General features: G+C 61.2%; 12 protein-coding genes. 6 read left to right on the top strand and 6 right to left on the bottom strand.

The features are described from left to right. The first annotated feature begins 6 nt into the window (after nt 1-6). Together DWU98_RS19245 and DWU98_RS19240 are read left to right on the top strand one after the other, a co-directional pair. Complete coding sequence (locus DWU98_RS19245) at nt 7-2,502, top strand: DUF3772 domain-containing protein (protein ID WP_230474952.1); 2,496 nt, start codon at nt 7-9, stop codon at nt 2,500-2,502. Nucleotides 2,503-2,566: 64 nt separating this feature from the next. Then, a complete protein-coding gene (locus DWU98_RS19240) occupies nt 2,567-2,992 on the top strand; it encodes a VOC family protein (protein WP_115497205.1) in 426 nt (141 codons plus the stop codon). A gap of 88 nt (nt 2,993-3,080) precedes the next feature. Here the strand turns inward: DWU98_RS19240 and DWU98_RS19235 are convergent, their stop codons facing one another. The 4 genes from DWU98_RS19235 to DWU98_RS19220 all read right to left on the bottom strand — a co-directional run bounded on the left by DWU98_RS19235 (nt 3,081) and on the right by DWU98_RS19220 (nt 8,183). After that, nucleotides 3,081-3,527, bottom strand: coding sequence for a hypothetical protein (locus tag DWU98_RS19235; protein WP_115497204.1), 447 nt, complete (start codon nt 3,525-3,527; stop codon nt 3,081-3,083). Nucleotides 3,528-3,708: 181 nt separating this feature from the next. Then, entirely contained in the window at nt 3,709-5,346 is a 1,638-nt protein-coding gene (locus DWU98_RS19230; RefSeq protein WP_115497203.1) for an alpha/beta hydrolase, read from the bottom strand. Nucleotides 5,347-5,414: 68 nt separating this feature from the next. Continuing rightward, nucleotides 5,415-7,094 carry a serine hydrolase gene (locus tag DWU98_RS19225; RefSeq protein ID WP_115497202.1) on the bottom strand — a complete coding sequence of 560 codons (1,680 nt, stop codon included), beginning with the start codon at nt 7,092-7,094 and terminating at the stop codon, nt 5,415-5,417. Between the two features lie 90 nt (nt 7,095-7,184). Then, nucleotides 7,185-8,183 (bottom strand): TolB family protein, encoded by a 999-nt coding sequence (locus DWU98_RS19220; protein ID WP_115497201.1) that lies wholly within the window; start codon nt 8,181-8,183, stop codon nt 7,185-7,187. A gap of 160 nt (nt 8,184-8,343) precedes the next feature. Between DWU98_RS19220 and DWU98_RS19215 the strand changes: the two genes are divergently transcribed. The 4 genes from DWU98_RS19215 to msrA all read left to right on the top strand — a co-directional run bounded on the left by DWU98_RS19215 (nt 8,344) and on the right by msrA (nt 10,184). Then, a complete protein-coding gene (locus DWU98_RS19215; protein WP_230474954.1) occupies nt 8,344-8,775 on the top strand; it encodes a guanyl-specific ribonuclease in 432 nt (143 codons plus the stop codon). After that, complete coding sequence (locus DWU98_RS19210) at nt 8,772-9,215, top strand: barstar family protein (protein WP_115497199.1); 444 nt, start codon at nt 8,772-8,774, stop codon at nt 9,213-9,215. Before DWU98_RS19215 ends, DWU98_RS19210 begins: the two co-directional genes overlap by 4 nt. Further along, nucleotides 9,212-9,436 carry an RNA-binding S4 domain-containing protein gene (locus DWU98_RS19205; RefSeq protein ID WP_115497198.1) on the top strand — a complete coding sequence of 75 codons (225 nt, stop codon included), beginning with the start codon at nt 9,212-9,214 and terminating at the stop codon, nt 9,434-9,436. Before DWU98_RS19210 ends, DWU98_RS19205 begins: the two co-directional genes overlap by 4 nt. A 64-nt stretch (nt 9,437-9,500) precedes the next feature. After that, complete coding sequence (gene msrA / locus DWU98_RS19200; RefSeq protein ID WP_115497197.1) at nt 9,501-10,184, top strand: peptide-methionine (S)-S-oxide reductase MsrA; 684 nt, start codon at nt 9,501-9,503, stop codon at nt 10,182-10,184. A 92-nt stretch (nt 10,185-10,276) separates the two neighbouring features. Here msrA and DWU98_RS19195 read toward each other — a convergent pair whose 3' ends face one another. Both DWU98_RS19195 and DWU98_RS19190 read right to left on the bottom strand, forming a co-directional pair. Beyond that, nucleotides 10,277-12,976, bottom strand: a complete 2,700-nt coding sequence (locus tag DWU98_RS19195) for a putative bifunctional diguanylate cyclase/phosphodiesterase (RefSeq protein WP_115497196.1) — start codon at nt 12,974-12,976, stop codon at nt 10,277-10,279. Nucleotides 12,977-13,105: 129 nt separating this feature from the next. Next, nucleotides 13,106-13,882 carry an iron-containing redox enzyme family protein gene (locus DWU98_RS19190; protein WP_115497195.1) on the bottom strand — a complete coding sequence of 259 codons (777 nt, stop codon included), beginning with the start codon at nt 13,880-13,882 and terminating at the stop codon, nt 13,106-13,108. Nucleotides 13,883-14,108: the final 226 nt, after the last annotated feature.

The following is a 14,108-nucleotide window of genomic DNA, read 5'->3' as shown; positions in this document are numbered from 1 at the left end:
CCCCGCGTGAAAAGCCAATCCATGAAGGAACAATTGACCATTGGCGAAGCGCTTCGGATCATGCCGGGCATGCCTACTTCCCTCCGTAAGCTCATTGCCCCTCTGCTACTTGGCTCGCTGTTGCTGGGCGTGCAGTCCGTAGCCGCACAAAACACCCCGACTGCGCCCGCCGCCGCCAGCTCCACGCAAGACCCGGGGCGCGCGCTGGACAACCTCGGCAAGCAGCTGGACGACATCAAGACCACGTTCAACAGCAAATCCAGCACGACAACCTCGTTGAACGATCTGCGCACCACTGCCACCGATGTACAACAACAGGCCGACACGCTGACGCAGACACTTGCACCCGAACTGCAGAGTGTGCAGACACGCCTCACCGTGCTCGGCCCTGCCCCGTCCGCTGGGGCGCCCCCCGAAACGGCGGCGATAAGCCAGCAGCGGCGCCAGCTCGAGCGCGACAAGTCCAAGCTGGATGGGCAGATCAAACAGGCGCAGCTACTGAGCCAGGATGCCGCCAAACTCGCCTCGCAGATCGTTCAAACGCACAACGAGCAGGTCCAGGCGCAACTGGGCTCGCGCACGGATTCACCGCTGGGCATCGGTTTCTGGAAAGAACTGGGAAAAGCCTTTCCCGACGACATGACGCGCGTCGGCCGCGCGAAGGATCTCTTCGTCGAAGATCTCGCGCTTGCATGGGCGCCCGATTCCCGCACTCCGCTGCTGCTGTGCCTGTTTGGCGGCCTGTTGCTGATCGTGCCGGGTCGCTGGTTGATCGAGCGCGTCACACTGGCACTCGCAAGTCGCTACATGCCCGATGGGCACCTGCGGCGCAGTGCGATGGCGGTGATCTTCACGCTCACGGTAACGCTGTCGATCGGCGTGGCCGCATGGTTGGCGTATCTGGGTTTCAACTGGAACGACATGCTGGATGAGGAGATCGACACGTTCGCGCAGGCAACCGTGCGATCGGTGTTCTTTGCCGCCTTTATCGCCGGCCTGGGACGTGCGCTGCTCTCGGTGAACCATCCTTCCTGGCGGCTACCTGCGCTCACGAAATTCACGGCACGTAATCTGCGCTGGTTTCCCTGGTTGCTGGGTGGCGCGTTTTTGCTGCTAGGGGTCATCGGACATTTCAATACGCTGGCCGGCGCCAGTCTGCCGGCAGCCGTTGCCACACACGCGTTTCTCGCGCTGTTGATTACGGGACTGGTGGGCGCAGCGCTGGCACGCGCCAAGCGCGCGCGTACTACGCAACGCAAGCACGGCGAGAAACCACCCAGTCAGGCGCTATGGATCGGCGTAGTGTTTGGGTTGGGTACGCTTGGGGTGGTGGTGGCATGGCTGGCCGTGCTCAGCGGCTATGTGGCGCTTGGCTTCTTCATTTCGTGGCAGATGCTCTGGATCGGCATGATCGTGGCCGCGTTCTACATGCTGTCGCATTTGCAACGCGATCTGTTCGATGCCTTGTTGGCACCGCATGGACGCAGCGGCCAACGCCTGCAATCGACCTTCAGCGTTGCGCACACCACGTTGGAGCAGACCTCCACCGTGCTGTCCGCCGTTTGCCAGGTGCTGTTGCTGTTGGTTGCAGTCGGCACTGTGCTCATGCCCTTTGGCGGTGGCCCACACGAACTGTTCACTCAGATCGGCGATGTATTTACGCGTTTGCGCGTTGGCGAACTCACCATCAAACCCGGTGCGATCTTCAACGCCGTGCTGGTATTTGCGCTGGGCATGGTGGTGGTGCGCATCGTGCGTCGCTGGCTGGCCGAACAACTGCTGCCCAAGACCACGATGGATATCGGCATGCAGAATTCCATTGTCACATTGCTGAACTATGTGGCGGTGGTGATCGTGTTCGCGCTGGCCTTGCATGCGGCCGACGTGAGTTTGCAAAGCCTCACCTGGATCGCCAGCGCGTTATCCGTGGGTATCGGCTTTGGCCTGCAGGCGATCGTCTCGAACTTCATTTCCGGCCTGATCCTGCTGGCCGAACGACCGGTGAAGGTGGGCGACTGGGTGAGCATGCCCGGCGTGGAAGGCGATATCCGCCGCATCAACGTGCGTGCCACCGAGATCCAGCTGAGCGATCGCTCCACCATGATCGTGCCCAATTCACAGTTCATCACGCAGAACCTGCGCAATGTGACGCATGGCAATGCGCTAGGCCGCGTGAAGCTGAGCCTGCCGATGCCGCTGGACACGGACGCGGCGAAGGTGCGCGAGATCATGCTGGAGGCGCTGCATGCCCATGAGTCCACACTCGATACACCCTCGCCGGCCGTAACGCTGGATGACATCACCAGCTCCGCCATGACGTTCACCGGCGTGGCCTATGTGCGCGGCCCGCGTGAAGCCTCCGCGGTGAAAAGCGCGTTGTTGTTCGACATCCTGGCGCGGCTCGGCAAAGCCCAATTGCCGCTGTCGACGCCGCAAAGCATGGTCGTGCGCAACCTGGGGCCGTTGCTCGGCGAAGACAGTCCAGCGGCGCCGGGGCAGTGAAACGTCCCACGACGCAACGCACTCAGTGGATTAGGCTTGGGCCTCCATTCAAAGGGATTTCGCCATGAATACCCCCGCTCACGGCAGCACGATCATCCCGTGCATGCGCTATCGCGATGCGCACGCCGCCATCGATTGGCTATGCAAAACCCTCGGCTTCGAAAAACAGGCCGTTTACGAGAACGAGCAAGGCCGCGTGATGCACGCGCAATTGGTGTATGGCGCAGGGATGGTCATGTTGAGCGAGGTCAGCCCGGATGGATTCGGGGTGTACATGGCCCAGCCGGACGAGATTGGAGGACGCCAAACACAATGCGCTTGCATCATCGTCAAGGACTGCAAGGCGCATTACATGCAAGCCAAAGCGGCAGGCGCGGACATCGTCGAGGATTATGCGGAGAAAGAGTACGGCGGCGCCGGTTATGCCTGCCGCGATCCGGAAGGCCATTTGTGGTGGATCGGCAGCTACGATCCGTGGCAGGTAGCTTGAACGGCTGACCATGGCGCACGCGCAGGCGCGATGATCGCGCCGCGCGCGCGAAGGCAACCCTCCCCGCGCAGCGAGGGCTGCCGCACCGTCACTGACACTTCTCGTTTTTCGCCGCGTGATAACCCGCCGCCTGCGCATCGGCCGTGCTCATGTACTTGCCTTGCTTGGTCTTGCCATACCACTTGCTGCCCTGGCAATGATAAGCCTTGCTCTTGGAACCGGTATTGACCCACACCTGACCAGGGCCACCACCCGCTGCCGCCGTGGTTGCCGGCTCGGCCTTGGACATCGTCGTGGACTTGGATGCGGGCGTCGCTGTTGCGGCGGGCGTCGCTGATGTGGCCGAGCTGCTGGCCGACTTGTTCACGCCCTTGTGCCCGCGACAGGCACCCTTGGTAGTGGAAACCGTTTGGGACGTCCCATCGTTGCACTGCACCGTCATGCTGCCCGCCGCGGCAGGAGCCTGTTGCGCGTAGACCCATGGGGCGGCCATCAACGCGGCCGCCAATACTGCCATCAACCCTAAGGATTTCATGTGATTCCCTCCAGCTTGATTGCCCCAATGCAGGAAACGCAGCGCCCGTGACGAACGCTTCCCGACGTGTCGTCTTCATTGAAGACGACACTCCCAAGCGCCAGTCACCTACAGCGCCTGTGCCGGCAACTATGCCTCAAATTGGAGCTGGCAACACCCTGGCACGCCACATCCTCGCGCGTTACTGCGCCTGGTTTAGCTTGGGTTTCAGCTTGGAATCGGGCCGGGCCACGGCGTACATCGCCCAGCTGATGTCCTTGAACAAGGCGAAGCGATCATCGCCCTCCTTGTAGAGGTCGAAGTGCGTGCGGCCTGGGATGAAACGGAAATCCGTGTGCGCACCCAGGCCATCCAGCACGGCCTTGAGGCGATGGGCGGCACCATCCAGATAGAAGGTATCGGCGGTGCCCACGTACAAATGGATTTTGCCGTCGAGATTCGGCTTCAGCTCAGGCCAATGCGTTTGCAGGCGATAGGCGATGTCGTAATGGTCGTGCCAGTACGCAACCACGTTCGGATCCACAGCGCCGGTGTCACGGTTGAACATCTGCTCCGGGCGGCCATCTTTACCGCGCGGCGAAAACACCCATTCGAACGAAGCCAGCTGGCCGCCGTAGGGGCCGAGCACGCGCTCCATCTGGGCGAACTGCTGGAACGTGCCAAGCACCTTGCCCTGATCGCGCACCAGCGGCCACGGCGTGCCATCGGGTTTGTGATAGACATTGGCCTGCGGCGCGTAGAGATCTGGGCCGGTGAAATCGTGGAAATCGCTCGGATCGGGCGACGTCGACCAGGTGCCGCCGAAGATCTTCGGATAGCGCGTCTGCAACCACAGCGTGGCCCAGCCGCCAGAAGAATGCCCGTTGAGGAAGCGGCCGTGGACATTCGCATCCATGCGGTAGGTCGATTCCAGATACGGAATCAATTCCGTGGTGAGCGCCTGCCCCCATGGGCCATTGTTCACCGAATCGGCGAATTCGTGCGTGCCGGTGACGCTGGATTCATCCAGGAATACCCAGATCATCGGTGGCATCTGGCCGCTGCTCATACCGGCCTGTACATAGGCCATCGGACGCAGCAGGCGATCCACATTGCCGGTAAATCCATGGGTGAAATACACCGTGGGATAACGCTGGCCAGATGACGCATAGCCTGGCGGCAACACTACATAACCGCGCATATGGATGGGTCGGCCCCAGAATTGAGTAAGCACCGGGCTGATGAAATCGATCGGCCGCGCCTGCTCATGCAAGGTCTTGGCTGCATCGCGCAAGGCGGCTGGCGCTGAATCGGGCATGGCCCAGGGATCGTTCTTGGGCACGGTCTGATCGAGCGTCACGGTGGGAATGGCGGCATCCGGCAGATGCACCGTTTCCACACTGCTTACCAGATCGCCACTCGTGCGCCCGAGGTAGTTGTAACTGTGATCGACGTCCAGCACCGCCTGCACTACATAGTCGCCAGCGGGAAGTTTCGACCATGCATTCGGATAGGTGTCCGCATCCGCATCGATATCGATCACCTGCCCCGGCACAAGACGGCTCACCTCACGCGCGGCAATCGCGGTTTGCGTGGGATGAAAGGGGTTGGCATCGACCTCCTGCACTTTTCCATCTTTCGCATCGGCTTTGGCGGCATTCGCTTCCTCCGCGAATAACAACAGGCGACCCGATACAGGCTGGTTTTCGCTCCCGCCAAGTTGCACATGGAAAAAGCGATGCGTGGGAACCGTTGGCGCTTCTTGCCGGGCAAAGGTGTAGACCGCCGCCAACAGGCCGCAGCCGAGCAATGCCCCAAGCACGAGTGGACGTGTACGCATGATCTCTCCCTAAAATGAATGCCCCGCCACGACATTCCATCCCCTGTTTTCAGGGATGGAAGCAACGCTCAATCAACTTTCGCCTCATCAGCCTTCACTGGCGTCAAGCGCAAATCCTGAAAATCGAAACTGAAATCCGTGAGCGGTGAAATCGGCTGCATGCGCATGCTGCGCACATGACCATCCGCATCCAGCGAAAACTCCGCGAACGCATCCGCATTCAAGGCACGATCGTCCCAGCGCACGGTGAAGGTATCGTGTTGCCATGGCGTCATGGTGCCGACGAGTTGTCGCGTCTTGCTGAATCGCAGACGCAGCTTGCCGGCTTCGTCAGTGATGATGATGTCGCCGTACCACGGATCACGATACGTACCTGCGTAGCTTGCCAGCGGCAGCGAAGGCTTGCTTTTGGCGTCGCGCGCGGCCTCGTGTTTCTTCCAGCCCTGGTCCGCTTCGCCATGCGAATGCTTCACGGCCTCGTCGTACACGGCCACCCAATCGGTCTTGGTACCCGGATGCAGGTACGCATCCAGCACGCGATAGGTAACGGCATTGAACGCTGCGCCGGATTCCTGATTGGTGAGCACCACCACACCCAGCTTCAGGCCGGGCACCAGCGTGACGCGCGACACCATGCCAGGCCAACCACCGGTATGCCACACCAGCTTCTGCCCCTGGTAATCGCTGAGGAACCAACCTTCGCCATAGCCGTAGAAATTGGGTACCAGCGGCTGCAATTGGGGAATCGGCGGCTTGCTGACCGGAATGGGCGTCAACATGGTCCACATCTGGTTCTGGCTGTTTTGCGAGAACAGTTGCCGCGGCTTGCCGCTCGCATCGGTGGACGGCAACGCACCTCCAGCAAGCTGCACGTTCATCCATTTGGCCAGATCGTGCACGCTGGCGTAGATGCCACCGGCACCCGGGTTATTGATCCACGCCATCGGGGGCACCGGCTTGAGGTCGGTGAAGTTGTACAAGGCGTGGCCCATCGCGACATCCATGCCCGGCTTGAGGTAAGTCATGTCGACCAGTGACTCATCCATGCCAACGGGTTTGAAGATGTGATCGCGGATGAAATCCGCGTAGCGTTCGCCAGAGACCTTTTCGATGACGAGCGTGGCCACGGCGAAGAGAATGTTGTCGTACGCGTAGTGACTGCGAAAACCGTTGGCGATCGGCACTTTGCTCAAGCGCTGTACCACTTCCTGCGTGGTGTAGCTGGTCGGCGGCCAGTACAGCAGGTCGCCCGCACCCAGGCTCAGGCCGCTGCGATGCGCCAATAGATCGCGCACGCGCATATCGTGCGTCACGTACGGATCGGACATCTGGAACCAGGGCAGGTAATCGGTCACACGCCCGTCCATGTCTACCTTGCCCTGCTCGGCCAGCATTTGCAGCGCGGCGGCGGTAAAGGCCTTGGTGTTGGAAGCGATCGCGAACAGCGTATGCGCATCCACTTTTTCCGGCTTGCCCTCTTCGCGCAGGCCGTAGCCTTCCTCGAGCACGATCTTGCCGTCCTTCACGATCGCCACGGCAATGCCCGGCACCTTGAAGGTCTTGCGCGCGTCGTCCACGTAGGCACCGAAATCCTGCAGCATCGGCGGCAGCGCAGTGCCGGCATTTTGCGGTGCGGTATCGGCCGGCGCCACGGGAGACGCTGCTATCGGCCACGCTTGCGCGGCCGATGCGAAAGCCAGCAAGGCGCAACAACCGGTTACGCGCAAGGACAAGGATGGGAGGGGCATAGCGGCTCCGTACACATAAAGCACCAGTCTAGCTTGCCGCCGGTCATCCGGCTTCTGCGCCAGAAGTCACGCTGCCTTGCGCCGGTGCGATCAGCCCCCCTTTGCGGCGACTTGGGCGTGGCGCCCATCCAGCCAGGGTGCCAGCGATACGTACCAGATATTGTCGTTGCCGTTGTCCCAGCTTTCCATGCGCGCAAGCGTGGTCTTCGCCTGCTCGGGCGTGAGGGGGTAGGTCAATTCTGTTTGCCGATCGCTGGTGTAATAAAGCGTGCGGTGATCGGGTGCGATGTGCGCGCCCCACTGGCTCCACTTGCCCGGCTTGCCATTGATCGCCTCGCCCAGATCAATCGGCTTGCCCCAATGGCCGCCTTCGCGAAACGCGATGTAGAAATCGCCCATGCCGCCTGCTTTAGGGTCGGCCGAATTGAACACCATGAAGGACTGATCGGGCGCTATCGCCGGGTCGTGCGTCGTAGCCGATGGGTCTCCCACCGCGACGAGCGTGGCGGGTTGATAAACACCATGCGTGAACGCCGAACTGTAGATGTGAAACACGCCCTGTCCATCGGGGTGAATGAAATAGAGACTTCCGTCCGCCGCAATGCTCGGCGCGTAGGTGCGATCACTGCTATTGACGGCATCGGGTAGATGCACCGGCGTACCCCAACCGTTGCCTTTGCGATCCACGCGCCACAGATGGCCGCCACGCGCCGGATAGACCTTGCCATGCACGGTGACCGAGAGCGCTTGCGCGCCCGGTTTTATTGGACGATTGGATACGAATACCAGGTAAGAACCATCCGGGGACATGGTCGGATCATGATCGAGCCACTGCCCCGAAAACGGCGCGATGTCCGGTCTGGACCACGTCCCGTGTTCGCGATGCGAGACCAGGATCATCATGCCCACATCAAAGTACACGGTATTTCCATCCGGCGTGAACGCCGGGCACGCTTCGCCGGCAGGGCCGGAGATGACGCCGGGCGCGAACACCTGAGGTGCATCGGCTGGCGCATCGCTCGCAAACGATGCACACGTCGCGCCGTACAGGCCAAGCGCAACCGTCAACCACAAAGCCTTGCGGAGCATGTCGTTCTCCTGCGCAAATGGGTAAGCGTTGTATAAGCTTGGGCCGTGACCCGTGCATGTCCTTAAAGTCACTCTGCGCAACGACGCCAGAGACCATTGGGCACGCGGCCGCGCAACGCACTACACTGCGCGGATCGCCAACAAGGAGTCTGCGGTGTCCCTGTCTCGCTTCATTCCCCTCGTACTCGTCGTCGCGCTCATCTGCGGGCTGGTGTACTTGAACCGCCATGCGCCACGGCCCGCGGGAATGGTTTCGAACGGCAACGTTACGTTGCCCGCTGTGGACAAGGACAACTGCCCGGACGCACGATCCAATCTGCCGGCATTCATGCCCGCCGAAGCCTGCGTGACCTTGACGGAAATCCTGCACGGCGGCCCATTCCCGTACAGCCAGGACGGGGTTGTGTTCGGTAACTACGAAGGCGTTCTGCCGCAGCAACCGCGCGGCTATTACCATGAATACACCGTGCCCACGCCAGGTGCACAGAACCGCGGCGCGCGGCGCATCATTACCGGCGGCACGCCGCCCACGGCGTTCTATTACACCGACGATCACTACCGCAGTTTCAAACCCTTCCAGGTGAATCGATGAGCGCGGAAGGTGCCCTCGACCTGACGCAGGCCAACGACGGTGGCGTGTATTTTGTCGATGCCGCTGATTTCGACGCGCTGGTCAGCGCAGCCGAACAAGGTCACCTGTACGTCTGCCGCACTGATCTGGCCGGTTGCCAGGACAAGGGTGAGCTGCTGCGCCGCCTGGCCGCGGCACTGAAGCTGCCATCGGGTTTCGGGCAGAACTGGGATGCCTTGCTGGATAGCCTGCGCGACCTGGGCTGGCTGCATGGCGCGGGGCATGTCTTATTGATCGACCATGCCAACGATCTGCGCCAGGCCGCAGCGAAAGACTGCGACACACTGCTTGCAATCCTGCATGAAGCGGCTCATTTTGCGATGACGCAGGAGCGTCCGTTCTTCGCTTTCCTCAGCTTGCCCGAACATCCCATGGCTCTGCCTTCGCATCGCCACTCATGACCCAGCACATCGATTTCGAACTTGACCGCGAATACGTCGAACTCAACCAACTCCTGAAGCTGAGTGGCCTATGCGACAGTGGCGGCCAAGGCAAGCTGATCGTTGCCAGCGGTGCGGTGTACGTGGATGGCGTGCAGGAACTGCGCAAGACCTGCAAGATCCACGCGGGGCAAACCGTGCAGTGGGATGACCTGCGCATTCATGTGATCGCCGCGGGCTGACCTGCGCGTGTAACCTCATGGACGCAGCCTGCGAATAGCAAGCAGATTGTTCCGGAGGCGTACCATGCAAACCCGTCATTTCGCCACCTTGTTCGCGCTGATCAGCCTGACCGCCTGTACCGCTGCAGCCACCCAGGCTACCTTCCCTGACCCCGCCGACGATGCTCCAAAAACCACCATGCATGGCACGCAAACGGCCGTGCTCTCGGGTGGCTGTTTCTGGGGCATGCAATCGGTCTTCGAGCATGTGCGCGGTGTGCGGCAGGTATGGGCCGGCTACAGCGGTGGTGATGCCAGCACTGCGCACTATCAAGACGTCAGTGAAGGCGATACCGGCCATGCTGAGTCGATCGAAGTGCAGTTCGATCCTGCCGTGATCAGCTATGGCCAATTGTTGAAGATCTATTTCGCCGTCGCCCACGATCCCACCACACTCAACCGCCAGGGACCGGATGCGGGCACGCAGTACCGTTCGGAGATCTTCTACGCGAATGCGCAGCAGCAGAAGATTGCGCAATCCTATATTGCGCAGATCAATGCAGCCAAAGTCTTCGATGATTCCATCGTCACCCTGGTGCAGCCGCTGAAGGGTTTCTATCCGGCGGAGGATTATCATCAGGATTATGCGCGCAAACATCCGGACGATCCGTACATCGTGATCAACGATGCGCCGAAGGTGGCGCATTTGAAGCAGATGTTTCCGGCGATGTATCAGCCAGAGCAAATGGTGGTGGATGTAAGCCTTTGAGTTTCCATTCCCCGGGATACCCATCTTGCCTCGACGTCATTCCACGAAGGCCGGCGTGACGTCGAGGCAAGAACAAGCGTTGCGGACGCTTGCTACTTCGGCGGCACCAGCCGCAACCGCGACGGCTCATGGCGCGGGTTAGGCGACAACATCCGCTCGATCTCCACCGGCGGCAGTCCACGCGCGTAGTAATACCCCTGCCCTTCGGCGCAACCGGCGCGCAGCAGGAACTCATGCTGCGCGGCGGTTTCGATGCCCTCGGCGATGGTGCACATGCCAAGGCTCTTGGCGATGGCGAGCATGGCTTCGACAATAGCCACATCGTTCGCACTGTCGGGCAGGTCCATCACGAATGAGCGATCAATCTTCAGATAGTCGATACCCGATAATTTCAAATATGCCAGCGATGAATAGCCCGTACCAAAATCGTCGATGGCGATGCCGATACCCAATGCGTGCAGGGCATGCATGGTCTGCTCGGTGGCTTCGCCCAGACGCAGGATCGCGCTTTCGGTAATTTCGAACAGCAGGCGCTTGGGCGAAACCTGGCTCGCCTGCAAGGCCTGTTTCACGCCGTCGATGAAACCGGGATGCCCGAAGGTGGCGGCCGACGCATTGAGTGCCACGCGCATCGGCGGCAGCTTGGCCTCGTCCCATTGACGGATCTGCGCACAGACCGCGCGCATGGTCCAGGCATCGATGCGACGGATCAGCCCGAGGCTTTCGGCCAAGGGAATGAATTCGTCCGGCATCAGCTCGCCGCGTTCGGGGTGACGCCAGCGCAACAACGCTTCCACCGCCACGATGCGGCCGGTGCGCAATTCCACGCTGGGCTGAAAAACGAGATGGAATTCATCGCGGATCAGAGCCTGGCGCAAATCGGCGCCCAACATCAGGCGCATGCGCGCGTCGGCGTGCATCAGCGGCGTATAGAAGCGGAACGTATTGCGTTCCTGCGTCTTGGCCGCGTACATGGCGGCATCCGCGTTGGCGATCAGCGTCACCGGGTCGGCGCCATCCAGCGGATAGCCGGCAATACCGATACTCGCGCTCATCACGATTTCGTAATCGCCGATCAGCATGGGCTCGGACAGGCTTTGTAGCAGGCGAGAGGCGAATTGCCCGGCCTGCTCGCGCGTGCGCAGGCCACCGAGCAACACGGTGAACTCATCGCCGCCTATGCGGCTGGCCACATCCTGCTCACCCAGCTCGCGACGAATGCGCTGCGCAACTTTCACCAGCAAGCGATCGCCAATGGCATGGCTATAGCTGTCGTTGACCGCTTTGAACGCATCCAGGTCCACGAACAACACGGCTGCCGCGCCGCTTATGCGTCCAGCCGCTTCGATGGCCTGAGCGCAGTGACGCTGGAATTCGCTGCGCGTGGCAAGCCCTGTCAGCGGGTCGTGCGCCACCATGTATTCCAGACGTTGACGGTCGGCCTTGCTACGCGTGATATCGGTAATCACCGCCACGTAATGTTGCACGCGTCCTTCGCTGTTGCGAATGGCACTGATGCTGAGCAATTCGGGATAAGAGGAACCATCCGAACGCCAGCTCTGCACCTCGCCCACCCAGTTACCACCTTCGGCGACCATGTCCCAGATCGATGCGGGTAGCGGCGAGCCATCGGCCATGCGGCGCAATTCGTCGAAACGGTGATGCTGCAGATATTGCAGCGTGTAGCCAGTGATACGTGTGTGCGCAGCGTTGACGGTGGTCACGCGCCGTTCCGAGTCGGCGATGATCACGCCTTCGGCCACGCTGGCCAGTGCTTCGGCGGCGATGCGGCGCTCCTGCTCCATTGCCACGCGATCGGATATATCGCGCATGATCGCCTGGCGCATCGGCTGGGTGCCCCAGGTGGTGAGATTGCTGTGCGTTTCCACCGTACGAACCAGGCCGTTGGCAGCACGCAGCAGGCCGATGGTCGATGAACCCGCCGAACGCATGCTGCCCTCCACGAACAAATCATGGAAGTTCATGCCGACCAGGCCGTGCGGATCGCGCCCGCTCCACGTGCCAGCGGTACGGTTTGCACCGAGAATGCGGCCGTGCACTTCGTCCACCATCACGATGGCGTCGGCGGCGCTGTCGAACAGCAAACGATAGCGTTCCTCGGTGCCGCGAATACCGGCGAGGATGCGTTGCGCCATGCGCACCCACAGCAACGAGGCCAGCAGCGCCGTCAGCAATACGCTGATGAACAACACCTTCCCGAGCCACGCGGCACCAAGCGCGATCTGCAGCGAGAAATCATCACTGCGTGGCTGGATGAAGTTGTTCAGCACATCGATGCGCGTGCGCTGGCGCACCGCTTCTTCGGGCGAGAGCGGCCCTTGCGCATAGGCCCGCTGCAATTGGTCGGCTATGGTGTTCAGCTCATCGATGCTGGTATCGACGGAACGCCAGTCCGACAGCGCCTCGCCAACGTAGGGCGCCTGCGCGAAATGATCGAGGATGAAGATCATGCCCGGGATCGCCGCGGGGATCACCCCGCCGCGCCGGAACGCATCGGCCACGGCATGCTTGTCGTAGTGGCCCGAATCAATGGCCTCGCGCGCCCACCGATCCGTGCGTATCACCTGATAGTTGCGGCGGAAACCTTCCAGCCGATCCGCCTCGCCGCTGCGCGCGTAGGCGGTAAGGTCGATCACGGCCTGCTTCTGCGCCTTCGACCACAGGCTTTCGCCGTTCAGGAAGCCGGCCAGCGTGACCTGGACCTGGAGCGCACCCCAGGTCAGGCACAAAACCAGGCCAACGACCGCCGCCAAGCCATACGCCAAAGGCATAAGGCGCCGTGACAGCGGTCGTTGCTGAGCATTCTGGGCGGTACGCATCGTGCCCCTATCTTAGAGCCTGTCATCCACAGTCAAACCAAACTGCTGACTTGATGTGTATCGCCCCACGGATGCGTTTACTTAAGCAGCCGCTTCACTGGCCGCCCATGGCTCACGACGCACATCCAGACACCGATCCAGGGTAATCCTCATACTTACGTAACTGCGCTTGACGCATTCCTGCAGATACGCCACTTCATCCGTGCGCGGGGACGTACCCACCAGGGTGCATACGATCTCCAGCGCCTCCCACGGATGAGTATCATCATACGCTGCGTGAAGCTGAAGCCAACGCAGGGCACCCGCCCTGGCTGCCTTGGGGAACCCCTCCTGGTAGGCCACGCTTTCGTAAACCCGTTGCGACCACTCCCCCGTAGCCCCTTCGACAGCGTAGTTGGTGGCGATCATTCCCGCCGCCAACGGGCCGCTGCGGCTTACCTCCTCGCACCAATTGGCCAATGCGTCCGTGCCGTACGGGGTGGTTCCATCCAGTACCTCGTGCTCGGGCACCCCCGCCCCCTCGGCCCAGTTGAGCCAGTATTCGGCGTGATTCTGCTCTACTCGGATGTTACGTACCAGCCAGCGCCGGGCCATGTTCTCGCCGTGGCTGCGGCCATAGCGGGTTTTCAGCAGGTTAAGCGCCATATAGCCGGGAAAACGCTCGATTACGGGCCATACGCCTACCATGAAATCACGTGTGCCCGCTGCATCCAGGCGATTTTCGCGCATCAGGGTCCACAGCTCGTGCTGAATGACACCTTGTTTGACCGGTTCGCAGGCGGTGACCAGGTCCTGTGCCCAACGCGGATAGCTGGACAGTTCGGTCAATGCGCCGGTGCGTTCGAAATGTGCGTGCATGTGTGAATCTCCACTGTAATTAGGGTCGTCTCAGCCCGTTGCAGGCTGACACTGGAGTCCGAAAAAGTGGCTCCAGCCCTACCATAGTGAGCGTCAGGCGAAGTCAATGCGACTTTCGGCTATTGCTGGCCGCAGAGCCCCCTCTCCACGCACGCAAGACGCCCTGGCGGCCTTTTTTTTGTGCGCCGCCAAAGCGATCTTTGAGAGAAAGCGGGCATGCCGGTAA

Source organism: Dyella monticola, assembly GCF_003363155.1.
GTDB lineage: Bacteria > Pseudomonadota > Gammaproteobacteria > Xanthomonadales > Rhodanobacteraceae > Dyella_B > Dyella_B monticola.
Note: the sequence above shows the minus strand (reverse complement) of the source record. Positions and strands in the feature narration are given on the sequence as shown.